The 22,657-nt window shown below is 61.0% G+C and carries 27 protein-coding genes; 8 read left to right on the forward strand and 19 right to left on the reverse strand.

Features of this window, described 5'->3' with window-relative positions; translation table 11 throughout:
- The first annotated feature begins 116 nt into the window (after positions 1-116).
- The 7 genes from infA to DAD99_RS14020 all read left to right on the forward strand — a co-directional run bounded on the left by infA (position 117) and on the right by DAD99_RS14020 (position 4,273).
- The gene (gene infA, locus DAD99_RS13990) at positions 117-338 is read left to right on the forward strand and encodes a translation initiation factor IF-1 (protein ID WP_009358723.1); all 222 of its coding nucleotides are present in this window, start codon (positions 117-119) and stop codon (positions 336-338) included.
- A 69-nt stretch (positions 339-407) separates the two neighbouring features.
- On the forward strand, positions 408-521 hold the full coding sequence (gene rpmJ, locus DAD99_RS13995) for a 50S ribosomal protein L36 (RefSeq protein WP_009358722.1): 114 nt from the start codon (positions 408-410) through the stop codon (positions 519-521).
- A gap of 176 nt (positions 522-697) precedes the next feature.
- Positions 698-1,072 carry a 30S ribosomal protein S13 gene (gene rpsM, locus DAD99_RS14000; RefSeq protein ID WP_066293239.1) on the forward strand — a complete coding sequence of 125 codons (375 nt, stop codon included), beginning with the start codon at positions 698-700 and terminating at the stop codon, positions 1,070-1,072.
- A 51-nt stretch (positions 1,073-1,123) separates the two neighbouring features.
- Positions 1,124-1,525 carry a 30S ribosomal protein S11 gene (gene rpsK, locus DAD99_RS14005; RefSeq protein WP_018769149.1) on the forward strand — a complete coding sequence of 134 codons (402 nt, stop codon included), beginning with the start codon at positions 1,124-1,126 and terminating at the stop codon, positions 1,523-1,525.
- Between the two features lie 132 nt (positions 1,526-1,657).
- A complete protein-coding gene (locus tag DAD99_RS14010) occupies positions 1,658-2,668 on the forward strand; it encodes a DNA-directed RNA polymerase subunit alpha (RefSeq protein WP_056344331.1) in 1,011 nt (336 codons plus the stop codon).
- Positions 2,669-2,745: 77 nt separating this feature from the next.
- Positions 2,746-3,348, forward strand: a complete 603-nt coding sequence (gene rplQ, locus DAD99_RS14015; protein WP_185261213.1) for a 50S ribosomal protein L17 — start codon at positions 2,746-2,748, stop codon at positions 3,346-3,348.
- Between the two features lie 31 nt (positions 3,349-3,379).
- The gene (locus tag DAD99_RS14020) at positions 3,380-4,273 is read left to right on the forward strand and encodes a tRNA pseudouridine(38-40) synthase TruA (protein WP_185261212.1); all 894 of its coding nucleotides are present in this window, start codon (positions 3,380-3,382) and stop codon (positions 4,271-4,273) included.
- Positions 4,274-4,377: 104 nt separating this feature from the next.
- On the opposite strand, the gene DAD99_RS14025 is transcribed toward DAD99_RS14020, so the two are convergent.
- Together DAD99_RS14025 and DAD99_RS14030 are read right to left on the reverse strand one after the other, a co-directional pair.
- Positions 4,378-4,671, reverse strand: coding sequence for a GIY-YIG nuclease family protein (locus tag DAD99_RS14025; RefSeq protein WP_185261211.1), 294 nt, complete (start codon positions 4,669-4,671; stop codon positions 4,378-4,380).
- Between the two features lie 129 nt (positions 4,672-4,800).
- Positions 4,801-6,468 (reverse strand): cell wall metabolism sensor histidine kinase WalK, encoded by a 1,668-nt coding sequence (locus DAD99_RS14030; RefSeq protein WP_193342022.1) that lies wholly within the window; start codon positions 6,466-6,468, stop codon positions 4,801-4,803.
- Between the two features lie 254 nt (positions 6,469-6,722).
- Between DAD99_RS14030 and DAD99_RS14035 the strand changes: the two genes are divergently transcribed.
- Positions 6,723-7,526, forward strand: a complete 804-nt coding sequence (locus DAD99_RS14035) for a response regulator transcription factor (RefSeq protein ID WP_185261209.1) — start codon at positions 6,723-6,725, stop codon at positions 7,524-7,526.
- On the opposite strand, the gene DAD99_RS14040 is transcribed toward DAD99_RS14035, so the two are convergent.
- The 17 genes from DAD99_RS14040 to DAD99_RS14120 all read right to left on the reverse strand — a co-directional run bounded on the left by DAD99_RS14040 (position 7,523) and on the right by DAD99_RS14120 (position 22,514).
- A complete protein-coding gene (locus DAD99_RS14040) occupies positions 7,523-7,987 on the reverse strand; it encodes an Hpt domain-containing protein (RefSeq protein WP_193342023.1) in 465 nt (154 codons plus the stop codon). The two genes, DAD99_RS14035 and DAD99_RS14040, sit on opposite strands and share 4 nt — an antisense overlap.
- A gap of 94 nt (positions 7,988-8,081) precedes the next feature.
- On the reverse strand, positions 8,082-8,966 hold the full coding sequence (locus tag DAD99_RS14045; RefSeq protein ID WP_193342024.1) for a type II secretion system F family protein: 885 nt from the start codon (positions 8,964-8,966) through the stop codon (positions 8,082-8,084).
- A gap of 7 nt (positions 8,967-8,973) precedes the next feature.
- Positions 8,974-9,906 (reverse strand): type II secretion system F family protein, encoded by a 933-nt coding sequence (locus DAD99_RS14050; protein WP_193342025.1) that lies wholly within the window; start codon positions 9,904-9,906, stop codon positions 8,974-8,976.
- A gap of 3 nt (positions 9,907-9,909) precedes the next feature.
- Positions 9,910-11,445, reverse strand: coding sequence for a CpaF family protein (locus DAD99_RS14055; RefSeq protein WP_193342026.1), 1,536 nt, complete (start codon positions 11,443-11,445; stop codon positions 9,910-9,912).
- Entirely contained in the window at positions 11,446-12,642 is a 1,197-nt protein-coding gene (locus DAD99_RS14060; RefSeq protein ID WP_193342027.1) for an AAA family ATPase, read from the reverse strand.
- Complete coding sequence (locus tag DAD99_RS14065; RefSeq protein WP_193342028.1) at positions 12,639-13,409, reverse strand: RcpC/CpaB family pilus assembly protein; 771 nt, start codon at positions 13,407-13,409, stop codon at positions 12,639-12,641. Before DAD99_RS14065 ends, DAD99_RS14060 begins: the two co-directional genes overlap by 4 nt.
- A gap of 41 nt (positions 13,410-13,450) precedes the next feature.
- Positions 13,451-14,476: a pilus assembly protein TadG-related protein gene (locus DAD99_RS14070; RefSeq protein WP_193342029.1), complete on the reverse strand. Its 1,026-nt coding sequence runs from the start codon at positions 14,474-14,476 to the stop codon at positions 13,451-13,453.
- Positions 14,464-14,838, reverse strand: a complete 375-nt coding sequence (locus DAD99_RS14075) for a TadE/TadG family type IV pilus assembly protein (protein WP_193342030.1) — start codon at positions 14,836-14,838, stop codon at positions 14,464-14,466. The genes DAD99_RS14070 and DAD99_RS14075 overlap by 13 nt, the downstream gene beginning before the upstream one ends.
- Before the next feature lie 89 nt (positions 14,839-14,927).
- On the reverse strand, positions 14,928-15,155 hold the full coding sequence (locus DAD99_RS14080; protein ID WP_193342031.1) for a Flp family type IVb pilin: 228 nt from the start codon (positions 15,153-15,155) through the stop codon (positions 14,928-14,930).
- 284 nt (positions 15,156-15,439) lie between these two features.
- A complete protein-coding gene (locus DAD99_RS14085; RefSeq protein WP_193342032.1) occupies positions 15,440-16,318 on the reverse strand; it encodes a type II secretion system F family protein in 879 nt (292 codons plus the stop codon).
- Between the two features lie 9 nt (positions 16,319-16,327).
- Positions 16,328-17,092 (reverse strand): type II secretion system F family protein, encoded by a 765-nt coding sequence (locus DAD99_RS14090; protein ID WP_227008030.1) that lies wholly within the window; start codon positions 17,090-17,092, stop codon positions 16,328-16,330.
- 179 nt (positions 17,093-17,271) lie between these two features.
- Complete coding sequence (locus tag DAD99_RS14095; RefSeq protein ID WP_185261198.1) at positions 17,272-18,744, reverse strand: CpaF family protein; 1,473 nt, start codon at positions 18,742-18,744, stop codon at positions 17,272-17,274.
- On the reverse strand, positions 18,741-19,940 hold the full coding sequence (locus DAD99_RS14100; protein WP_185261197.1) for an AAA family ATPase: 1,200 nt from the start codon (positions 19,938-19,940) through the stop codon (positions 18,741-18,743). The genes DAD99_RS14095 and DAD99_RS14100 overlap by 4 nt, the downstream gene beginning before the upstream one ends.
- Positions 19,940-20,716, reverse strand: coding sequence for a Flp pilus assembly protein CpaB (locus DAD99_RS14105; protein WP_185261196.1), 777 nt, complete (start codon positions 20,714-20,716; stop codon positions 19,940-19,942). Before DAD99_RS14105 ends, DAD99_RS14100 begins: the two co-directional genes overlap by 1 nt.
- 53 nt (positions 20,717-20,769) lie before the next feature.
- Positions 20,770-21,810 carry a TadE/TadG family type IV pilus assembly protein gene (locus tag DAD99_RS14110; protein WP_193342034.1) on the reverse strand — a complete coding sequence of 347 codons (1,041 nt, stop codon included), beginning with the start codon at positions 21,808-21,810 and terminating at the stop codon, positions 20,770-20,772.
- A complete protein-coding gene (locus DAD99_RS14115; RefSeq protein WP_193342035.1) occupies positions 21,798-22,205 on the reverse strand; it encodes a TadE/TadG family type IV pilus assembly protein in 408 nt (135 codons plus the stop codon). Before DAD99_RS14115 ends, DAD99_RS14110 begins: the two co-directional genes overlap by 13 nt.
- A 117-nt stretch (positions 22,206-22,322) precedes the next feature.
- Positions 22,323-22,514 carry a Flp family type IVb pilin gene (locus DAD99_RS14120; RefSeq protein WP_193342036.1) on the reverse strand — a complete coding sequence of 64 codons (192 nt, stop codon included), beginning with the start codon at positions 22,512-22,514 and terminating at the stop codon, positions 22,323-22,325.
- Positions 22,515-22,657: the final 143 nt, after the last annotated feature.

Consider the following 22,657-nt stretch of genomic DNA (forward strand, 5'->3'; position numbering starts at 1 on the left):
GTCTGCCCAGCTGTGCCCTGTTTGGGGCCGGAGGCGATAACCGATCCAACAAAAACGTTCGTGGCCATGTCCGGTGCAATCCGGCAGGGCTGCGGCAACAACAGTTAGCGGAGGGTATGGCCAAGAAGGACGGGGTCATTGAGATCGAAGGCGTTGTGACTGAGGCGCTGCCTAACGCGATGTTTCGCGTTGAGCTGACCAACAAGCACATCGTACTCGCGCATATCTCAGGCAAGATGCGCCAGCACTACATCAGGATTCTCCCTGAGGACCGGGTAGTGGTGGAACTGAGCCCTTATGACCTCACTCGGGGTCGTATCGTCTACCGCTACAAGTAAATTCTGGGCGGCATCAGCGCGAGCTGAAGGCTGCACCAGTTGACCAACTGCCACACGCAAAGGAACGCCATGAAGGTCAAGCCGAGCGTCAAGCAGATCTGCGAAAAGTGCAAAGTGATCCGCCGTAATGGCCGGGTCATGGTGATCTGCGAGAACCCGCGCCACAAGCAGCGCCAGGGCTAATTTCCCCTCCAAGGGAAATCCTGGGTTGCTAACCCACGCAAGTAAATAAAAGGCAGCACAAGCTGAACTGGGACGTATGAGCCCGGACAGCTAACCCCCGGTCGGAGGCTGGGGCCGCACAGAACGTGCGGGTGTACTGCCTACGACCTCCGGTTTATTCAAGGAGCACTGCCACTATGGCTCGTCTCGCTGGCGTAGACATTCCCCGCGAAAAGCGGTTGGAAATTGCGCTTACTTACATCTACGGCGTGGGCAAGACCCGTGCACACGAAACCCTGGCTGCCACTGGCATCAGCGCTGACGTCCGCGTTAAGGACCTCACCGATACCCAGCTGGTAGAACTTCGTGACTACATTGAAGGCAACTACAAGGTTGAGGGTGACCTTCGCCGCGAAGTAGCAGCTGATATCCGCCGCAAGGTTGAAATCGGCAGCTACGAAGGTATTCGCCACCGCAAGGGCCTGCCAGTGCGCGGACAGCGTACGAAGACGAACGCACGTACCCGTAAGGGTCCGAAGCGCACCGTTGCAGGCAAGAAGAAGGCCCGTTAAATCCCTCGGGATTGACTCGTCTTCCCCCAATAACTTTCTGTAGGAGAAAAAATGCCCCCGAAGACTCGTGGCGCGGTTCGCAAGCCGCGTAAGAAGGACAAAAAGAATATCGCGCTGGGCCAGGCGCACATCAAGAGCACTTTTAACAACACCATCGTGTCCATCACGGACCCGAACGGCGCTGTTATCTCTTGGGCTTCCTCAGGTGAGGTTGGCTTCAAGGGCTCACGCAAGTCCACCCCGTTCGCAGCCCAGATGGCTGCCGAAGCTGCTGCCAAGCGTGCGCAGGAGCACGGCATGCGCAAGGTTGACGTTTTCGTCAAGGGACCGGGTTCAGGCCGCGAGACCGCAATCCGCTCGCTGCAGGCCGCTGGCCTGGAGGTTGGCTCCATCCAGGACGTCACCCCCGCAGCGCACAACGGCTGCCGTCCGCCGAAGCGCCGCCGCGTCTAAGGCTTTTCCAGCAGCTTGAGCTTGCCCGGACCTTCAATGGTCCGGGCAAGCCCAGCCGCGTTAAGTCTTCAGACCGAATTTCCACCACCTGTGTTGCGTCATATAGCGGATGCTCGCCGAAAGGAAACCTAAGTGCTCATTGCACAGCGCCCCACCCTCTCCGAAGAGGTCGTCTCCGATAACCGCTCGCGTTTCATCATTGAACCGCTGGAACCGGGCTTCGGCTACACCCTCGGAAACTCCCTCCGCCGTACCCTGCTCTCCTCCATCCCCGGTGCCGCTGTAACCAGCATCCGGATCGATGGCGTGCTGCACGAGTTCACCACGGTTCCGGGTGTCAAGGAAGATGTCACTGAGATCATCCTGAACATCAAGAGCCTCTCGGTTTCCTCCGAGCACGACGAGCCGGTTGTGGCTTACCTGCGCAAGCAGGGCCCCGGAGTCGTCACCGCCGCGGACATCGCTCCGCCGGCCGGCGTCGAATTCCACAACCCGGATCTGCACATTGCCACGCTGAACTCGAAGGGCAAGTTCGAACTCGAACTGACCATCGAGCGCGGCCGCGGCTACGTTTCGGCAGCTCAGAACAAGTCCGGCGACTCCGAGATCGGCCGTATCCCGGTCGACTCGATCTACTCGCCGGTCCTGAAGGTTACTTTCCGCGTGGAAGCAACCCGTGTTGAGCAGCGCACCGACTTCGACAAGCTCATTGTCGACGTCGAGACCAAGCAGGCCATCGCCCCGCGCGATGCTGTTGCTTCCGCAGGTACCACCCTGGTGGAACTCTTCGGTCTGGCCCGCGAGCTGAACACCGCAGCTGAAGGTATCGAGATTGGCCCGTCGCCGACGGATGCTGCCCTGGCAGCAGACATGGCACTGCCGATCGAGGATCTGGACCTCACCGTCCGTTCTTACAACTGCCTCAAGCGTGAGGGCATCCACACCGTGGGTGAACTTGTTGCACGCTCTGAGGCTGACCTCATGGACATCCGTAACTTCGGTGCGAAGTCCATTGACGAGGTCAAGGCAAAGCTGGTTGAACTGGGCCTGTCCCTCAAGGACTCGCCTCCCGGTTTTGACCTCGCAGCACGCGCCGCAGCAATTGAAGAGGACGACGCCGCTTTCGGCGACGACGAACTCTAAATAACAGATCTTGGCCGGCTGGCTGGATGCACCACGGTGTGCGCAGCCCACTGGCTTCCATATGAGGAGAAACTATTATGCCTACCCCCGCTAAGGGTCCGCGCCTCGGAGGCGGAGCGGCTCACGAGCGTCTTATGCTCGCGAACCTGTCCGCCGCACTGTTCGAGCACAAGCGGATCACCACCACGGTGACCAAGGCCAAGCGACTGAAGCCCTACGCCGAGCGTCTGGTGACTTTCGCCAAGCGTGGCGACCTGGCTTCCCGCCGCCGTGTACTCGGCCTGATCAGCAACAAGGGCATCGTCCACGAGCTGTTCACCGACATTGCACAGGCAGTGGAGAACCGCAACGGCGGCTACACCCGCATCACGAAGATCGGCAACCGTAAGGGCGACAACGCTCCCATGGCTGTCATCGAACTGGTTCTCGAGCCGGTTTCCGCCAAGCAGGCTGTTGTGGCCGAGGCTACCCAGGCCGCCGCAAAGGCAGCTCCGGTTGCTGAAGAAGCTCCGGTTGTTGAGCCTGCCGAAACCGAGACCGAAGCTGCTGAAGTTGAGACGGAAGCTGCAACCGAAGAGGCTCCAGCCGCTGAGGAAGCCGCCACCGAAGAAACTCCGGCCGCTAAGAAGGCTGCTAAGGCTCCCGCCGCTAAGAACAAGGACGAGAACGAAGCGAAGTAATTCGCCAACTCCGTCGCATAGACTTATGTCTATGAACGACCAAAAACCCGCTGCCCCCGTTTTGGGGGGCGGCGGGTTTTTGCGTGTCCGCTTTGATTTATCGTACGACGGCGGCCCCTTCAATGGGTGGGCAGTGCAGCCGGGATTGCGCACCGTCCAAGGGATCCTGGAAGAGGCGCTGGCGTTGTTGATCCGCCGGCCCATCCGGGTCACCGTGGCGGGACGTACCGACGCGGGCGTGCACGCCCGCGGCCAGGTGGTCCACCTGGACCTGACCGAGGCCGAGTGGCTGAAACTGCCGCGCGGGCACGAACTGGATCCCGCCGTCGCGTTCCTAAGGCGGATTCGTGGCGCCCTCAGCCGCGGGCTGGGGAACTTGACGGGGGCTATCGAGGTTCACCTCGTGTCCTTGGCGCCCGTGGGGTTCGATGCCAGGTTCTCCGCGCTGTGGCGGCGGTACAGCTACCGCATCGCTGACGGTCCCGCCCTGTGGGATCCGCTCGAACGGTACTTCACGCTTTGGCACCAAAGCCCCTTGGACGTGGACCTGTTGAACGCCGGCGCCGCGCCGCTGCTTGGGCTGCAGAACTTCCTGTCATACTGCAAGCCGCGGGACGGCGCCACCACCATCCGCGAGCTGCAGCGCTTCGAGTTCCACCGCGGTGAGGACGGAGTCATCGTGGCCACCGTCCAGGCCGACGCGTTCTGCCACAACATGGTTCGCTCACTGGTTGGCTCGGCCCTGTTCGTGGGCGAGGGAATCGAGGAGCCGGGCTGGATGCATGAGCGGTTGCTGGCCAAAAAACGGGACGCGAAGTCCGTCCTGGCCGCCCCGCACCCGCTCGTCCTGGAAGAAGTTGCCTACCCGTCCGACGACGAGATGCCGGCCCGCGCCGAACTGACGAGGGCAGTCCGCAAGCATTGAGCTCCGGTGGTTGAGCCTGTCGAAACCGAGCCTGTCGAAACAGAGCTCGGTGGTTGAGCCTGTCGAAACCGAGTGGCGGTCCGGTGGTTGAGCCTGGCGAAACCCTACGGAATCGTTGGCCTGCCAGGAGCGGCCGAAAGCCCCGGCAAGTCGCCGTACCGCCCTGACATAAGCGCTTCCCGCTTCGCGCGGCTCCAGCCTTGAACCTGCTTCTCCCGCGCAAACGCCTGGTCAACACGGCTGAACTCTTCAATCCAAACGAGCTCCACCGGCCGTCGGCGGCGCGTGTAGGCGGCCCCTTCACCCGATTGATGTTGCGCGAGACGCATTTCGATATTCACCGTGCTGCCCACGTAGTAGGAGCCGTCTGAGCAGCGGAGCATATACGCGAATGGCATGAGACGATTCTGCAGCGCAGTCGGCGGCCCTACGAGTGGGAGGATGCTTTATGTGGAAAACCGGTGCTGGGGGTTTCGTCGGGCTTGGGTTTCGACAGGCTCAACCACCGGGCTTGGGTTTCGACGGGCTCAACCACCGGGGTTGGATTCGACGGGCAGGGTCATGGTGAACGTGCTGCCCCCGCCCAGGGCACTGGCGCAGGCGATGGCCCCGCCGTGGCGTTCCATGATGGTCTTGGTGATGGCAAGGCCCAGCCCGGCTCCGGGGATGGCTGCGTCCCGGGCAGACTCGGTGCGGAAGAACCGGCTGAAGACCTTGGCCGCATCCTCTGGCGCCATGCCCATACCGGTGTCCTGGACAACAAGCTTGACCCAGTCTCCGGTGCTGGCCGCGCTGATAGTCACAGTGCCGCCGTTGGGGGAGTACTTGATGGCGTTGGACACCACATTGTCCAGTGCCTGGCCGATCCGCAGCGGGTCGGCGTGGGCCCAGAGCGGCGAGGGAACGTCGGCCATCAGCGCTACGGCTGCCCGTTCCGCGTATGCCTGGGCTGAGCCGATGCTGGTCTCCACGAGTCCGGAAATGTCGGTGCGTTTCGGGTGGACATTCAGGGCGGCGGACGCCTCGAGCGTCAGGTCAGAGACCAGGGCAAGCAGCCGTTCGGAGTTGCGCTGCACCACGTCCAGCCGCTGGAGTGTAATGGCGGGAAGCCCGTCGCCGGCCTCGAGTACCAGGTCGATGTTGCCCAGGATGGAATTGAGCGGGGACCGGAATTCGTGGGAGACGTTGGAGACCAGTTCCTCGTTCGCGGCCATGGCTTCAACCATCCCCGTCACGTCGCTGAAGACAACCACCGCTCCGGTGAGGCGGCCGCCGTCGTCCATTAACGGCCTGGCGGCGGTAGACACCGCGCGCTGTTGGGGGCCCTTACCGATCCACACGAGATAGTCGGCGAAAGATTCGCCTTCGATGGCGCGCCGGAGGGGACGTTTGTCCGGCGGCAGGGGAGTGATCTTGTCCTGGGCGAAGACCAGCTCTTCGCTGTGGTCAGCACGCAGGACGCCGGCGGCTGCGGCGTTCTGCTGCCATCGCCGCATCATGTCATTGGCCAGCAGTTGGTCACCGTTCGAATCGACGGCGACAATGCCGACATCGGTAGCGTCCAGGATGGTCATCAGCAGTTTCTCGCGTTCCTGGCTCGCGGCCAGCAGCTCCCGTAGTTCCTCGCTCAAGGTTTGCAGCTCGCGCTGCTGGGCGCGAATATTGACGCTGGCGAAGCGGATTGCGAGTGAAACAGCAAGCATCACCAGCGGGAAAAGGACGAGTGGAGTAAGGTCCGTTGCCGTCATGACCGGGAATTTTCCGGCGGCGGACGGCAACATGATGAAGAATGGCCCTACTGCGCACAGTAAGAGGCTGGAACGGACCAGCAACCCCGAGGCGGCCAACCAAATGACCGGGAAGACGACCAAAACCACGAGTCCTGGGAGCAGGGTTGTGGCACTGTTCCGGAGGAGCCCGATCGCAAGCAGGTCAAGGACCGGAATCAGCAGATAGGAGCTGTCTGGCATCCGCTCCCATGGCGTCAGGAAACACGCCCCGAAAAGAATGATGGGAAGGGCGATCCCGGCCATGTAGAGGGGGCTGCCCAGCAGCGATGGCCAGCCGACGGGTGTCATCACGCCAATGACCGTGACAATCAGGGACAGCGGAAGCTGGCACAAGGCAACCTGGGTGCGGGGGCCGAGGTTTCTGAAGTAGAGGGCAACTCCCTTGGGCGAGGGACGTCGAGCCATGCGGGGTCTCCAACTTTCCTGACGGCCCCCACTCCGTCACCAATGAAATTGATGCAGCAGAATATCTGAACACTGAGCTAATCAGCCCTACGAATCTTAGTGTGCTGTGTTGTCATCGTAATTGACTTTTCAAAACTAAATGCGGAAAGGCGTGTCATCCGCCGTTCATACTTGTAGCGTGTAAAGAGTTGGAGTGGACGAGGGATTGGCGCTGGGCTGATGGGGACCTCTTCCACCTGGCAACAGGGATAGACATGGAATATCTTGGCGTAGCAGTAGTAATTGAAGACGACGCTGATGTACGGAATCTCCTGGAGGGAATCCTGAGTCAGGCTGGCTTTGAGGTGCATACCGCTGCCGAGGGCCGGGAAGGCGTCGAGGCGGTACGGCACAACAAAGCCCAGGTGGTCACGCTGGACATCGGCCTTCCGGACATTGACGGTTTTGAGGTTCTGCGCCGGATCCGCAATTTCAGTGATGCTTATGTAGTCATGCTGACCGGCCGGACAGAGGAACCCGATCTGCTCTCGGCCCTGAACGCGGGAGCCGATGACTACATCGCCAAGCCCTTCCGGCCGCGTGAACTTCGGGCCAGGGTGGCGGCTATGATGCGGCGGCCGCGGCATGAGGTCACCAGTCCGCCGCAGGCTGCTTCGTGGGCTTCCCCTCCGGCCGCGCCGGCAACCTTCACCCACCAGGGGGTTATCCAGCACAATGGGCTCATTTTGAATTACCGCACCCGCACGGTGGCGATTGGTGAGGTCAATCTCGGGCTCACGCGCAGCGAGTTCGATCTCCTGCACATTTTGCTCCGGGGCGAGGGGGCGGTGTGTACGAGATCCGATCTGGTGCGGGCGGTCCGGGGTGACCTTTATGAGGCGGATGCCTACATCAGTGAGGCAGACGAGCGGGCTGTGGAAGTCCACGTGGGGAACCTTCGCCGCAAGCTGCGGGAAGATCCGCTGGCACCGCGCTGGCTGCAGACCGTGCGGGGGGTGGGCTACCGGCTCGCACCGAAGAGGACCGACCTACAGGGCTGGCCGGGAACCGATCACTAGTCGTTTTTGAGGATGTAGCTTGCCTGGAGCTCTGAGACTGTATGCCCGCCGTGCTCAGCCACGATTGCCAGGAGACCTTGGCCTTGGACGAAGTCCCTGCTGCGGATGGCTTCCTCCAGGGCTTGGGCCAATACGGACAACCGGGTCCCGCCCACCATGGCTGAAGCGATCCGCAGGCTGATAACGGCGTCCAACGCAGCGGGGCGGTCTTCGGTGTGGACCGCTGCCGCAAGCCGGCTGAAGCGTTGGTCCCACAAAGACGCGTAGTCTCGGGCGAATCCAAGGGCAAGTTCGGGGCCGTCGAGTTCTTCTTCCAACTCCGCCAGGATGTCCGGGTCGACCCAGCGCAGGGTATTTTCTCCTGTAGTCGGCGGGCCCGATCCCACGCCCGCAGCAGCCCCCGCAGCCGACGGCTGGGCAGGGACATCCCCGCTGCTGAAGGGGAGTGGTGGACTATCCATGCTTCAAGGCTACTTCCTGTAGAAACGTGAGAGCCTGTCTTAAGTAGATCCTGTGGAAACCTTGAGTCATCCCTGACTTTGCGCTTTAAAGCAGTCATTGCCCGCTGAAAGTGACAACCGTGTTGATAACCGCGGGACCCAGAATGGCGATGAAGAGCACGGGAAAGATGAAGAACAGCAGTGGGAACAGGATCATCACGGGCAGTTTCATGGCCTTTTCCTCGGCACGCTGGCGGCGTTTTACCCGCATGACTTTGGCCTGGATCCGCAGGACGCGGCTGATGGCGATGCCGTAGGTGTCCGCCTGTACCACCGCTTGGACAAAGCTTCGCAGCTCCGGGATGCTGGTGCGCTCCGCAAGCGCCTGGTAGGACTCGCGGCGGCTGCGGCCCACCTGCATGTCCTGCAGAGTGCGGACCAGTTCGTCCGCCAAAGGTCCGTTGCCGTTTTCGCCGGCCCGGGCCATCGCCCCCTCGAAGCCGAGACCCGCCTCTACGGAAATCAGCATCTGGTCAAGGGTGTTGGCCAGTTCCAGCTGCATGGCCGTCTGACGCTCCAGGCCTTTGCTGTACAGCATCAGGTCCGGAATGAAATAGCCCAGGAAGAGGAGGAAAATGCCCGCGAGCTTCATCATGGGCTGAGGGCTGCTCGTGCTGATCAGAAAAAACAGCGAGGCTCCCACAAGGCCCAGCGCCGGCTTGGCTGTCAGGATTCGGCTCAGCGGCCAGCTATTTGGCCGTCCGGCCAGTGCCAGGAGTCTGTCCAGTTTGCGGACGTAGGCCGGGGGCGTCAGGCGGTAGCCAATTCCGGCGAGCAGATCTGCGGATGTCTTCTCAGGTGCGTCGGCGACCCGTCGCCCCCGGTTCAGGATGGCTACTGTGGCAGTCCGCGCCTTCCGGTCCACGGAGAGGACTGCCCATGCCAGGTAGCCGAGAGGCAGAGAAACCAGCAGGAGCGAGGAAACTATCAACGGACTCATTGCCGCCTCAGAACTTCAGGTCGATGATTTTGCGCATCCACAGGCTGCCGATCGTCATGAGGATGACCGAAGCCCCGATCATGCCCCACCCCAGCGGATGGGTGAACATCGAGTTCATGTAACCGGGGCTGACCGTCATCAGCATCAGCACGATCCCTATCGGCATGGCAATGAGGATGTAAGCGGAAAACTTGCCCTCCGCGGCCAGCGACTTGATGTGCCCCTTGATCTCGCTGCGCTCGCGGATGGTTTCGTTCACCTGGTCCAGGACTTCCGCCAGGTTTCCGCCCACTTCGCGGTTGATCTGGATGGCTTGGGCGATCCAGACGAAGTCCTCGTTGCGCATACGCTCCGACGTGTCAGTCAATGAATCCAGCAGATCGCGGCCCAAGCTGGTCTCGGTGATGACGCGGCGCATCTCTTCGGACGTGGGGCTCTGAGACTCGGACGCGGCCGCATCGACGGCCCGAAGAATGCTGTGTCCGGCCCGCAGCCCGCCGGACAGCAGTTGAAGCGTGTCACCCAATTGCTGATCGAACTTGGCCCGCCGTTTGCCGGCCAGAAACCCCAGCAGGACGTGCCCAATGGCGGGCGCCAGGATGACCAAGAGGACGGAGACAAAGGGTACATCGATCACCAGCCCTACCAACGCGCCCACAGTGGCGCCGGCAATGACCAGCACCATGAACTCAGCCTGGCTCAGCCGGATCCCCGCAGTTTCCAGTGCGTCGCGGCTATAAAGCCGAACGTTCCGGGTCGCCAGGAATCGGTCCAGGGCCCTCACCGTGGTGCCGGCCAGCCGGGTAAGGCCTGACGGCGGCTCCGACTCATAAGGGCGGCGCCGGTCGAGCGCTATGTCGGGGGTTCGCGGCAGCACCAGCGCCACGCCCACCAGGAGAGGGGCAAGGAAGAGGAATGTCGCTCCCAAAATAATGAGCATCGCCTAGCCCCTCCCGTCGCCGGCAGTGGCGGCGCCCGCTGGAGCGGCGAACACCGCCGGCGAAACGTGGATCCCCAGGTCCTCGAAACGATCGATGAACCGCGGCCGGATTCCGGTGGCCACGGGCTTGCCAAGGAAACGCCCGTGGGCGTCCACACCGGCAGAGTAGTCGAAGACAAAGGCATCCTGGAGGGTCACAATGTCGCCTTCCATACCCTGCACTTCGGTCACGTGAGTAATGCGCCGGGACCCGTCGCGCAGGCGCGAGATTTGGACAATAAGGTTGACGGCGGAGGCTATCTGCTCGCGGATGGCCCGCAACGGCAGGTCCATTCCGGCCATCAGCACGAGCGTTTCCAGACGGGCGACGGCGTCGCGCGGTGAGTTGGAGTGCACCGTGGACAGAGAGCCGTCGTGCCCGGTGTTCATGGCCTGGAGCATGTCAAGTGATTCACCGCCGCGGACCTCACCCACCACAATGCGGTCCGGGCGCATACGCAACGAGTTCCGGAGGAGTTCGCGGATAGTCACCTCACCTTTGCCTTCGGTGTTGGGCGGGCGGCTCTCGAGCCGAACCACATGGTCCTGCTGGATCTGGAGCTCAACAGCATCCTCGATGGTCACGATCCGTTCGTTTGCCGGCAGGAAGGAAGACAGGACATTCAGCAGCGTGGTTTTGCCGGTACCGGTTCCGCCGGACACGATGATGTTGAGTTTGGCCTTGACGCAAGCGTTCAGCAGTTCCGCCATTTCCGGCGTCAACGTGCCGAAATCGATGAGGTTGCGGACGGTGAGGGGCACCTTGCTGAACTTACGGATGGTCAGCGATGATCCGCCCACGGCCAGGGGCGGGATCACTGCGTTGACACGCGAGCCGTCTTCCAGCCGGGCATCCACGAGGGGCGAGGACTCGTCGATGCGGCGGCCCACTTTCGACACGATGCGTTCGATGACCTTGCGCAGGTGCTCCTCGGAGCTGAACCGGGAATCCGCCAAAGTGAGATGGCCTTTACGCTCCACGTAGATCTGGTCCATGCGGTTGACCATGATTTCGGTGACCTCAGGATCATCCAGCAACCGCTGCAGCGGGCCGTAGCCCAGGACATCATCGGCCACGTCCTGGACCAGGCGCTTGCGTTCCTCGGGGGAGAGCGGTACCTGTTCGGCATCGATGATCCGGGTGAGTTCGTCCTTGGCAGACGACTTCAGCTCCTGTTCGGTAATGGCTGAGTCGCTGAACCGGGCGCCGAGGTGCTCAAAAAGGGCAGTGGCAGCTCTCTCTTTGAGGGCGGCAAAAGCGTCCACCGGTTGCTGGGGTTTTACTCTCATCTCCTCCGGATGGTCGGCGACGACGACCGCGGCAGGCGGTGCCGCCGTCGTCGTACGTTGTTCCAAAGTCTGGTCAAACCACTGCACCCGCGGGGCGGGGACTTCCGGACGCGGCAGCTCCAGGGTGGGGGACGAAGCCCTGACCGGAACCGCGTGTTGTCCGGTCGGGGTTTTTGCCTCGGCAGCGCTGATGCGCTCTGAAAGTTTCATCTAGACCACTACCCTTCGGTGCAGCTTGCGCTGGGACTTTGCCCGCCACGCAGGGTTGAACCGTTCGACGAGTTGATTGAGCCCTTTGGTCGCAGGGTCTTTGACCTGCTCCTGGAGTACGGGGATACCGCGGTTCGTGGAAAGGGCCACCGCGCGGGACCGCGGGATGCTTACGTCAACGGGCGCGCCCATGGTTGATTCCAGGTCCTGAACCGTGAGGCCATTCTTGGCGTCCGCCATGTTCAGCACCACGTGCCGGGTCTCGGGAAGGATGTCCAGCCGGCGCAGGATATCCAGCCCCGCCCGGAGGCCACGCACGCTGGGGATGTCCATGCCGCTGACCCAGACCACATCGGTGCACTTTTCCATGGCTGCCAGCCCGATCTCGGGCAGCCCCGGCGCCGTATCCACCACCACGTACTGGAACTGCTCTGACAGCTGCTCGATCAGCCGGGTGATCTGGTCGGGTGTGATCTCGTCCGCATCGACGGGGGTGGGGGGAGCGCAAAGGGCGTAGATGCTGCCCGGATGCACCGTGAGGAACGCCTTGAGGACCAGGGAATCCTGGCTCGCGGCCGTGGAAACGGCGTCCGTCACTGTGTGCTCCGGCTCCAAGTAGAGCCCTGAAGCGACGTCCCCGAACTGGAGGTCGAGGTCGACAATTACCACGCTCATCGGGGCAATTTTTCCCAGCCCGATGGCGATGTTGGTGGCGATAGTGGTTTTGCCTACGCCGCCCTTGGGCGAGAAGACGCCGATCACCAAGCCTTTGTTGCCTTCAGGCACCTGCTGGGGCGCGAGCGTGCGGTTGCGGCTGGCCAAGGACTGGCTGGCGCGCTCCAGGAGGACCCGTAGCTGGGCGGCATCCGAATCGGGGGAGGCTATGTCCTTGATGCCTGCCCGCATGGCGTGTAGGAGGAAGTCGGGCTCGGGTTCGGCAGCCACAATGACGCTGAGATCCGGGAAGCTGACGTTCAAGACGGTGGCGAACCGAAGGGCTTCGTCCAAAGGGACTTCAGGTCCCAGAATCAGGACCTCGGGCTGCTCCTGGTCCAGGCTGGCAAAGAGTTGGTGCGGGTCAGCGGGCAGCAGGCTGGTGAAGAAGGTCTGCACGCCGCCCTGCAGACCGCCGGCGACTGCCTGGCGGAGACGGGAGTCGAAGTCCACGTCAGGGGTGATGAGGACGAAGCGGCTCATTTGTAGACGTCCGGCCGGATCATGATGCGCGGTCCGCTGTCCTTGGCGTCAAGGGGTTCCCTGCTGAGCCAGATGGAAGCGTACTCGGCAGCGAACACGATCTTGTTCGCGTTGATGTCATCCACCGCGACGGTGACCATCAGTAGCCCGGTGGGAAGGTTCACGTCACGGGGATCTGGGGCCGGCGCGTCGGTTGCCGTAGGTGCCGGCTTTGCGGCAGCTCCTTCCGGCGCTCGCTGGACGGCGGTGACAAGGGCCTTGTGGATGGACAGCTGGACGGTTTCCTTATCCGACTTTGCTTCGATGCCGCCGGTGGGCATGGAGATGAAAATGCCAACATGATCACCTGGCGTCACGCGTCCACCGACGACGCGCTGCGGCTCCAGCTGGAAAGAGATTTCCTGTAGGCCCGCGGGCACCGGCACGGAGCCCGAGGACTTTAGTTCTTCGGGGGAGACTAGGCGTTCGGCCAGCAGCTGCTCGCCGGGGACGAGATCTGCGGAGGTGACCTTTCCGCCCGAGCCGTCCAGGGTATTCAAGGCGGTTTTTGCGACGGCGGTGCCGGGCAGCTGCTGTAGCGCCACCGCTGCCATCAAGGTGTCGACGGAGGAGCCTGCCGGCACAGCCTTGCTGACCACCAGGACGCCCACAGGATCAAGGTTCTGGACAGCTCGCTGGTCCGCGCCTTGGGCGTAGCTGACAACGATCACCGCCCCGACGATGGCCAGCAAGACTGCCACCACTCCTGCCAACAAACGTGACTTCACTGAGCGCTCCTGTGTGTATCAAAATCATGGTGCTGCATGGTTTAACTGCTAAACGCGACGACGGTCGCGCCGTCCGGGTTCACTGGGCCCAAGGTGTAGCCGTTGGCCAAGGATACGTATTTGACGAATGTTCCGATGATGCCCCGGCACGGTTCCTTGCACTCGAAAGCGGCCGGGACATCAGGCGATCTGTTGCGGAAGGTGTATGGAAGTCCCGTATTGCCAACCTTCCACCCGGCGACTTTGAATGCGGCGAAGGTGGTGAGTCCGAAGACTGCGTTGTTTCCTGTGCCGGTCACTTTATTGAAAATGGGCAGCAAAACAATGACGTCCTTGCCTGCGTTCATATCCGCCGCCCAGGAGTTCAGCGTGGCCTCACAGTTGGGCGGGGGGTTGTTGCCGGTGTCGCCGTTGGCCATGCTCTTGGCGATGTCAATGAACGCGCCGCACTGGCCGGAATCCTGTTTGAGGCCACCGAACCCGCCCTCGACGGCGGCGCCGGACGGTCCGTAGAAGCAGCCGGGATTGGCCCCGGTCCCATGCAGGCGCAGAAGCTGCATCACGCCAGTTTGGCCGCGGACCTGGCAGATGGATACGGTGATGGGAAACGCGGTGGTGCCCTTCACCGGACTGCCCCACTGGACTGTCGAAGGGGCGTTGACTTCGGTGGCATTGAGGCCAAAGACGCGGGCGAAGAAGAGGGATACCTGGTTGGGGGTATGGCCTGCTTCTTGGGAGCCCACCGTGACAGTCACGGTGCCACCCGTTTTGTCCAGCAAAATTGACTTGACGTTGCTGAGGCCGTCGTTGGCATTGCTGTTGGCGAAACCAGCCGCCAACGATGATGTGTTGGAGCAGTCAGGATCGGTGGCGCTCTTGGCACACTTTTGGGCGATGGCAAGGGCGGCCGCGTCGGCCCCGTTGCGCAGCTGGGTGCGTTCGGAGTAGAGCATGCCCACGTCCACAGCCATGGCTCCGAAGCCCAGGAGCGCGACCAGCATCAGGGCGACGATGACGCTCACTGCGCCGCGTTCGCCGTCGTGCTTTCTGCGTGTCAGCCGCCGCATAACATGGCCCCTTTGCCCGTCATGGCGAAGGGGCCCGCAATGCCTGTCATGGTGGACAGGGTGTAAGTGATATTGATAGTCATCTGGGCGTTGGGACTGCATGTCGCGCTGCCGAAAGTGATGTTGGCATCGGTCAATGCTGGCTGGAGCGATATCGCAGCATTCTTGGCTGCCGCAATTGCCAACGTCTGCTGGCCGGAGATGGCCATGACCCGGACCCCTTCGCGGGCGGCGGCGGAGAGTGTGGCCTGGGCGTTGTAGGCCCGGCTGAACTCCATGATGCCCAGGAGCAGCATGACGAGGAGGGGCGCCACGATCGCAAACTCGACCGCGACAGCTCCACGCTCGGATGCCCTGGACATGATGCTGCCTTTCAGTCAGGTCAGGTTGGTGTGGGAAAGTGGAGTGGCGGCGGCTTGAATGCCGCCGCCATTCTTATGGCTGTGCCCTACTACTTGGAGCAGGCGGCGGCCGCCGTTGCCGTGGCTGTGGACATAGTGCCGCCCTTGACGCTGCAGGCGGTGCTATTGAACATGTCTGTGAGGGTGGTTCCAAGAAGGGTGACGGCGACGATGATGGCGACAGCGATAAGTGCGACCATGATGCCGTATTCGACGGCGGTGGCACCCTTTTCTTCACTGCGAAGGCGGATCATGAGGTTGGTGTGGAGAGAAAGCATTTGGACTCCTGAGCGAGTTCGGTTGGCTGGCCCTGCACCAGCTCAGATACGAAACTAGCAACGCTTGACGCCATGCTGATGAGAACTTGTAGCTTCCTGCGCAAAGACTTCTCCGGCTGCGCGTTTCCTGCGTATTCACTCGCGGAATACTGCGCTCAGGCGTGGATAGGCAATACCTGGGCACACAAACGGACCCCCTCGGTTCTGGGTTCCGAGGGGGTCCGGCATTTGGGGCGCCGATTGGCGCGCTTACTGTTCTGCCACAGCTGTAGGTCGCAGCACGCCTACGAGAGGGCCTCGATAATGTTGATCGCTGCAGGCCCGAGCAGGACGATGAACAGCACGGGGAAAATAAAGAAAATTAGCGGAAAGAGTACCTTTACTGGAAGCTTCATGGCCTTTTCTTCTGCTCGCTGGCGACGCTTCACCCGAGCGTCCTTTGCTTGGGTCCGGAGGACCTTCGCGATACCAATTCCGTACTTATCAGCCTGTATTACAGCCCGCACAAAACCTCGCAAGTCCGGGACCGAAGATCGATCCGCCAAAGCTTCGTAGGCTTCCTGTCTCGGCCGGCCCACCTGTATGTCCTGTAGCGTGCGCATTAGTTCTTGGGCTAATGGACCATCGCCGGAGGACCCTGCCCGGGCCATAGCGGATTCAAACCCCAGTCCCGCCTCCACGGAAATCAGCATCTGGTCCAGCGTGTTGGGCAATTCAAGTTCTATGGCCTCTTGCCGCTTTATGCCTTTGTTGTATACCAGCAGATCGGGCAGGAAGTACGACAACGAGGTAATAAAAACAGCGAGGGCTATATTCGCGGATGTGAACGAGTTCGCCAGGAGCAGGATTCCTGCCACCGCGCCGGCAAATGCCAGTAGTGGTTTGGCCACGATCAGCTTTGCCAGCGGCATGGAGGTTGGGCGCCCGGCCATCGACAGCCAGCGATCGAGTTTCGCTTCGTAGCTTCCAGGGGTAAGCCGTTTGGAGATTCCGAGGAGAACTGGTGGACGTTGAGCGGAGCTGGCGGCGCCCAGGTTGAATCCGCGGGCGAGGTTGCTCTGAACCGCCAAGGCCCCTCCGCGGTCGAGGGTCACCAGGGACCACGCGAAGTATGTGAGGGGGAGAACTACTGTAGCGATGATTATCCAAGCGAGTGTAGTCATGGCGGGTCCTCAGAACTTGATCTTGATGATGCGGCTCATCCAAAAACCACCAATGGCGAACATCAGGATACTGACGACCATCATCACGTGACCAATGGGTTTTTCTACGAATACATTCAAGTAGCCGGGATTGATCATGCTGACGAACATCGCGACACCGACAGGTAAAGCCATCAGGATGTAGGCCGACATTTTGCCTTCAGCGCTCAGGGATCTCACATGGCCCTTGATTTCGCTGCGCTCCCGGATTGTACCCGCCACCTGTTCCAGCACCTCCGCGAGGTCACCGCCAACTTCTCGGTTGATCTGGATAGCTTGGCCGATCCACCTGAAATCTTCGCTGTCCATCCGATTTGCGGCGTCCTCGATGGCCTCCCGGGCGTCCTTGCCGATCCGGGTTTCGTTGACAATTCTGTTGAGTTCTTCGGAGGTGGGTGCGTCGGATTCGTGAGCGGCGGCCTCAATGGTGCGCATCACGCTGTGGCCCACGCGGAGTCCGCCGATGAGCACTTGAATGGTGCCCGATAGTTGGGCGTCGAACTGGCCACGTCGCTTGTCCCGGCGGAATGCCAAGACCATACGTGCTCCCAGCGGGGTGGCAAGCGCCAGCATCGTTCCGATAAGCGGGCTACTAAGCAGCCCGCCAAGCAACCCGACCAAAAAGGCAGCAGTGGCCACCAAAACCGAGAATTCGGCCGGGGTCAGCTTTACGCCCGCGTTGTAGAGCAGGTCCTGGTTATAGGGACCCCCGGATTTGCCGAGGAATCCGCCCATCAATTTTGTCGCCGACTCCGAGGCCCGGCCTAGCGCAGTTCTATCCGGACCGCCATGGGGTCGACGGCGTTCCACGGGAATTGGAGTGAAGCGAGGCTTAAGGACAACAAGGACAAGGACAAGGAGGGCACCGAAGCATAACGCGACTGCCGCGACAAAAAGAGCCGGTGAGTCCACTGCTACCCCCTCCCCACTGAAATCGGCGTACCGAAGATAGCAGGGGGAATAGCTATGCCAAGGTCCGCGAACCTGTCCAGAAACCGCGGCCGAATACCCGTGGGGATCGGCTTGCCGAGGAATCTTCCGTGCTGATCAACGCCTGCTGAGTAGTCGAAGAGGAATGCATCCTGCAGTGTGACAATGTCACCCTCCATTCCTTGCACCTCTGTAACGTGCGTAACCCGCCGGCTACCGTCCCTCAGCCTGGTGACTTGGATAATGAGGTCCACGGCCGAGGAGACTTGCTCACGGATAGCACGCAGCGGAAGGTCCATCCCGGCCATGAGCACAAGCGTCTCAAGCCGGGCGATGGCATCCCGTGGCGAGTTCGCGTGGACGGTGGACAGTGATCCGTCGTGACCAGTGTTCATTGCCTGCAACATGTCCAGGGACTCGCCGCCGCGTACTTCCCCCACAATGATCCGGTCAGGCCGCATACGTAGCGAATTCCGGACGAGCTCCCGGATGCCCACGGCGCCTTTCCCTTCAATGTTGGGAGGGCGGCTTTCTAACCGGACTACATGCTCTTGCTGAAGCTGAAGCTCCACCGCGTCCTCTATGGTGACAATGCGGTCATCCTCGGGGATGAACGACGAGAGCACGTTCAGGAGGGTAGTTTTACCCGTGCCGGTTCCGCCGGAGACTATGACGTTAAGCCGGGCCCGAACACAGGCGCTCAGCAGTTCAGCCATTTCGGGGGTCAGCGAGCCCCAGTCAATGAGATTTTTTACTGTCAGCGGAACCTTGCTGAACTTCCTGATCGTCAGTGATGGGCCATTTACAGCCAAGGGCGGAATGATGGCATTCACGCGCGAACCGTCTTCGAGCCGGGCGTCCACCAGCGGCGACGATTCATCAATGCGTCGGCCTACTTTGGAAACGATCCGTTCGATAACCTTGCGCAGGTGGTCGTCGGAACTGAACTGCGATCCCGTTAGAGACAAACGGCCGTTACGTTCTATGTAGATCTGATCAAACTTGTTGACCATGATCTCAGTGACCGAAGGGTCTTCGAGCAGCCGCTGGAGTGGGCCGAATCCCATGACCTCGTCTGCGATTTCCCGGATGAGCCTGCGCCGTTCCTCGGGGGACAGCGGTACCTGCTCCTCGTCGATGACCGCCGAAAGTTCGTCAACCGCTATAGCGCGCAGTTCTTCCTCCGAAGAGGTTGTGTCTCCGAAGCGTGTTCCCAGCCGCTGGAACAGGGCCAGGGCGGCTCGTTGCTTGAGCCCGGCGAGGGCGTCGGTGGGTGTGGCAACGGGAATGCCCCCAAGGGAGAGCGGAGCCAGCGGCGGGCTTGCCGAAGCGTAACCGGAGGCTTCCGGCGGGGAAGGTGGAATGGCTGGCTCGGGTACAGCCTGTAAGCCGTGGCTTGTGTCAATTGCGGGGGTGGAAGTGCTCTGTGACTTGGCGAGCCGATCTGAAAGTTTCATGACACAACCACCCTTCGGTGCAATTTATTGCGAGAGGAAGCTACCCACTCTGGGTCGAACCGGTCCACTAGTTTTTTCAGCCCCTTCGAAGCCGCATCCCTGGTGGATGCTTGGAGGACGGGTACGCCCCGGTTGGTGGAGAAGGGCAGGGTCCTTGACCGTGGAATTATTGCGTCCACGGGGACTCCTATGGTGGCCTCTACGTCCTGGACCGACAGTCCGCTTTTACGGTCCGCGAAATTAAGGATTGTATGACGGCCCTGCGGCAGTAATTGCAGCTCCCTCAGAACCCCGAAGCACTTGTGCAACCCGCGCACGCTCGGAACGTCCATGCCGCACACCCACACCCCATCGGTAGCCCGCTCCAACGTTGCCAGCACGTGCTCGCCCAGGCCCGGCGCGGTGTCCACAATGACGTATTTGAATTCGCTTGCCAACTGGTCAAGGAGCCGGCTCACATGCTCCCCTGTAATGTAATCCGATTCCGCGGGGGTCCTTGGGGCGCAGAGAGCATAGATTCCCGCGGGGTGCACGGTCAAGAACGCTTTGAGGACCATCGAGTCCTGCGAGGCTGTTCCGTGAACGGCGTCCGTGATCGAATGCTCGGGTTCGAGCAACAATCCTGATGCAACATCGCCAAACTGCAGGTCAAGATCAACGATCACCACGCTCATCGGCGCCACTTTGCCCAAACCGATCGCCAGGTTCGTTGCAACGGTGGTCTTACCTACACCTCCTTTGGGCGACATGACGGCTATTACGCGGCCCCGCTCTTGACCAGGATCCGTGGGCAGTGCCATCCCTCGGCGGCGGCTGGCGTATGCCAAGCAGGCACGCTCCAAAAGAACACGAAGCTCGTTTGTCTCAATTTCAGGGGTGACCACATCGCGGATCCCGGAATGCATCGCACGAAGAACGAGCTCGGGTGTTGGCTCTGCGACAAGGAGCAGACTGATCTCGGGGAATTGCAGATCAAACACTGTTGCCAGCTTGAGTGCATCTTCCGCGTTGACTCCAGGACCGAGGATCAGCACTTCTGGCGCTGCGCCGGTGAGCTGTCCCAAGACATCATCGGGCCCCCCGAACAAAACCTCCGGGGACAGGGTTTGCAGCTCGCCATGTAGCGCGGTGGATACTGCTTGGCGCACCCGGGATTCGAAGTCGCGGACCCCGGTGATAGCAACAAACCGGCTCATCAGTACAGCCCACCAAAGGTAGTGACCGGAGGCTGCGATTTGGTGCTCGTGGCGGTCTGCTTGGCGAGCCACAGTGTTCCGAATTCAGCGCCAAAGACCATTTTCGCGGCGTCTGCATCGCTCCTTGCCACGGTGACAAAAGCGGAGCCGTTAGGCATGGCAACCGCGGAATCGGCGGAGGAGCCATTAGAGCCCGAGTTGGCTGTTTCCGGGGCGGCCTTTTGGACAGCTGTCACCAGAACGTCGTGGAAGAGCAGACCAGTGGATTGCTTCCAACCTTTGACCTCCGCCGGCACGTTGGCGTCAGCCGGAATTCCATCCTCAGTCTTGAAAGAGCCGTAAACAGTTACGACATCTCCGGCTTCGAGCCTGCCGCCCAGGATTCGTTCCGGGGCCAGCAGGAAAGTTACTTCCTCCAGCCCATCCGGCACCGGCACAGTCCCGGGAACCAGTTCCTTGGGATCCAACAGTTTGGCGGCCAGCAACTGTTCGTCGGGCTCCAAGCTGGCGGATGTGACTTTGCCGGCGTGGCCGTCGAGGCTCTCCAGGGCGGCAGCCGGTACGGCTGACTGTGGCAGGGACTCCAGCTTCAGCTTGCTGGCCAGATCCTCCACTTTCGTGCCGGCGGGAATGTGTTCCTTCGCGACGAGTACTTTCACAGGGTTCAGCCCTTGGGCTGCCCTGCTATCGGCTGCCTGGACGTAAACGGCCAGCAGTATGGTCCCGGTGATTGCTAGCAATAGTGCGGCAATGCCTCCCAGCAGGCGAGATTTCACTTTCTTGCTCCTTCCAAAGTTGTGTACATCGGTTCGGCGGATAAGGCCAGTGTCTACTCAGTGAGTGAAACTACGGAGCCTCCGTAGTTGGGCGTCCCGCTCGTTGTGGTCAGCCCTTCCTGGAGGGAGACAAAGCGGGTGAAGTAGCCCTGGATGCCGCGGCAGTTGCCGTTACAGGCTGGGGCGAGTGGGTCGAGGCTTTGGACGGCTCCGCCGAATTTATAACCGGTAACCTGGAACGCTAGGAAGCCCTTGAGCGTATAAGTTGTCTTCTGACCGTTCTGAACGGCAGATGTGTAGACAGGGATGAGGACCGGTGAGTCTTTTATGGTGGCCGGCATATCGCGGCAAGCTGCGGGTAGGTCGTTGCCCGGATTGCTGCCGACTTCGGCGTTTGCAACATTGACATCCGTGGAGCACCCTGTGTCCGTATCCAGCCAACCAAATCCACCAGGCATGTAGCCGTTTTGTGAGGCGCAGCCGGGGTACGCTGGGGCATTCGTGTCGTAGCGGAGCAGAATGTGTGTGGGTGTAGGACTTCCCGTGAAGGTTCCGGTCGAATTGAATTCATTGAGTTGGGTAGCGCTGAGGTATTTCTTGAAAACACACTCGCTGAATGTCCAGGGCAGGGTGGTAGCTGCAGAAGGCGCCCCCCATTTGGCTTGGGCAGTCGCGCCAATCTGGGTGGTGTTGAACCCCATTACGCGGGCGAAGAACAGGGAAAATCCGTCCGCGGTTGCGCCGGCTGCCCTGGCCTTGGTTACGACTCGAACGGTGGTGGCGCTGGGAAATGTTACGGTGGCTCCGCTCGCGCCGTCGTTGGCGTTGCTGTTGGCAAACAGCTGCCCTGTCGCAGTGCTGTTGCCACAAGCGCCCTTGGCGCATTGGTTCGCCACAGCCAGGGCGGCGGAATCCGCGCCGTTTTGCAGCTGGGCTTTCTCCGCGTACATGGCACCAACATCGACGGCCAACGCCGAGAAGCCCAGGAGGACCACCAAAAGAATGGCCACGATAACGCTCGCGGCGCCCCGCTGGGAATTTTCGGCCTTCGCTCCATGCCCGTATTGAGCCCGAACCTGATCTAACCGCCGCATCTCATGACTCCTTTTCCGGTGAGGGTCATGGGAAACATCCCAGGAGACCCAAAAAAGCCGGCGTCCAGAAAGCCGGAGAGGGAAGGCAGCGACACCTTGGTCGTGACTGTGACGTTGGCACCACTAGTACAGCTGCCAGCATTGTGGGTAACCCCGACGGGCAGACCCGCGAGTGACGGCGCTGCAGCGAGCGTCGCTGCTCTTACATCCAAGTTCGAGTCCTTGTAATGAATGGCTGCGTATCGCGCGCCTTCACGTGCTGCCTGGGTCATAGAGATTTGGACATTAAGGACCCGGCCGAATTCGATAGTTCCCATAACTATGAGAAGCAGTAGCGGCAAAATCATAGCCATTTCCACGGCTACCGCGCCGCGTTCTTTCTGTTTCGGTTGCACAACCGTCTCCCCGGGCCCGATGCCACTAAATAGAGTTCTGGACTCCCTTTTTCTTCAAAAGGAGTTGGCCGGCTCTGGAGCCAAAGAGCTAGCAGAGCCGGCCAACGAGGCTTTTGGTTAGAGCGCGCCGGTGACGCCGACGAACATATCGTGAATGGCGGTGCCGAGCGGACCGACGGCTGCGAGGACGATGACCGCGATTAGAGCCACCATGATGCCGTACTCAACCATCGTCGCGCCCTTTTCGGAAGCGAGGCGATCCTTGATGCCGGCGATGAAAGCAGTCATTGAGACCATGAGAGAAGTCATTTTATTTTCCTTAGATTCGGTGAAATTTGATGTGAATTGATTTCAACGAATTTCCAGCTGCCCCATACTTCTTAGCGCTTGCTGGACTTCGCTAAGACGAGATTGGCATTCGGACGTTCAGCGCAACAATGCGTAGTAGTACT

Origin of the sequence: Pseudarthrobacter sp. AB1 (assembly GCF_014926485.1) — a bacterium.
Taxonomy (GTDB): domain Bacteria; phylum Actinomycetota; class Actinomycetes; order Actinomycetales; family Micrococcaceae; genus Arthrobacter.

Coding starts and splice junctions, on each gene's coding strand:
- infA (WP_009358723.1), top strand. CDS start 117: ATGGCCAAGAAGGACGGGGTCATTGAGATCGAAGGCGTTGTGACTGAG.
- rpmJ (WP_009358722.1), top strand. CDS start 408: ATGAAGGTCAAGCCGAGCGTCAAGCAGATCTGCGAAAAGTGCAAAGTG.
- rpsM (WP_066293239.1), top strand. CDS start 698: ATGGCTCGTCTCGCTGGCGTAGACATTCCCCGCGAAAAGCGGTTGGAA.
- rpsK (WP_018769149.1), top strand. CDS start 1,124: ATGCCCCCGAAGACTCGTGGCGCGGTTCGCAAGCCGCGTAAGAAGGAC.
- rplQ (WP_185261213.1), top strand. CDS start 2,746: ATGCCTACCCCCGCTAAGGGTCCGCGCCTCGGAGGCGGAGCGGCTCAC.
- DAD99_RS14020 (WP_185261212.1), top strand. CDS start 3,380: ATGAACGACCAAAAACCCGCTGCCCCCGTTTTGGGGGGCGGCGGGTTT.
- DAD99_RS14025 (WP_185261211.1), bottom strand. CDS start 4,671: ATGCCATTCGCGTATATGCTCCGCTGCTCAGACGGCTCCTACTACGTG.
- DAD99_RS14030 (WP_193342022.1), bottom strand. CDS start 6,468: ATGGCTCGACGTCCCTCGCCCAAGGGAGTTGCCCTCTACTTCAGAAAC.
- DAD99_RS14035 (WP_185261209.1), top strand. CDS start 6,723: ATGGAATATCTTGGCGTAGCAGTAGTAATTGAAGACGACGCTGATGTA.
- DAD99_RS14040 (WP_193342023.1), bottom strand. CDS start 7,987: ATGGATAGTCCACCACTCCCCTTCAGCAGCGGGGATGTCCCTGCCCAG.
- DAD99_RS14045 (WP_193342024.1), bottom strand. CDS start 8,966: ATGAGTCCGTTGATAGTTTCCTCGCTCCTGCTGGTTTCTCTGCCTCTC.
- DAD99_RS14050 (WP_193342025.1), bottom strand. CDS start 9,906: ATGCTCATTATTTTGGGAGCGACATTCCTCTTCCTTGCCCCTCTCCTG.
- DAD99_RS14055 (WP_193342026.1), bottom strand. CDS start 11,445: ATGAAACTTTCAGAGCGCATCAGCGCTGCCGAGGCAAAAACCCCGACC.
- DAD99_RS14060 (WP_193342027.1), bottom strand. CDS start 12,642: ATGAGCCGCTTCGTCCTCATCACCCCTGACGTGGACTTCGACTCCCGT.
- DAD99_RS14070 (WP_193342029.1), bottom strand. CDS start 14,476: ATGCGGCGGCTGACACGCAGAAAGCACGACGGCGAACGCGGCGCAGTG.
- DAD99_RS14075 (WP_193342030.1), bottom strand. CDS start 14,838: ATGTCCAGGGCATCCGAGCGTGGAGCTGTCGCGGTCGAGTTTGCGATC.
- DAD99_RS14080 (WP_193342031.1), bottom strand. CDS start 15,155: ATGCTTTCTCTCCACACCAACCTCATGATCCGCCTTCGCAGTGAAGAA.
- DAD99_RS14085 (WP_193342032.1), bottom strand. CDS start 16,318: ATGACTACACTCGCTTGGATAATCATCGCTACAGTAGTTCTCCCCCTC.
- DAD99_RS14090 (WP_227008030.1), bottom strand. CDS start 17,092: ATGGGCGGATTCCTCGGCAAATCCGGGGGTCCCTATAACCAGGACCTG.
- DAD99_RS14095 (WP_185261198.1), bottom strand. CDS start 18,744: ATGAAACTTTCAGATCGGCTCGCCAAGTCACAGAGCACTTCCACCCCC.
- DAD99_RS14100 (WP_185261197.1), bottom strand. CDS start 19,940: ATGAGCCGGTTTGTTGCTATCACCGGGGTCCGCGACTTCGAATCCCGG.
- DAD99_RS14110 (WP_193342034.1), bottom strand. CDS start 21,810: ATGCGGCGGTTAGATCAGGTTCGGGCTCAATACGGGCATGGAGCGAAG.
- DAD99_RS14120 (WP_193342036.1), bottom strand. CDS start 22,514: ATGACTTCTCTCATGGTCTCAATGACTGCTTTCATCGCCGGCATCAAG.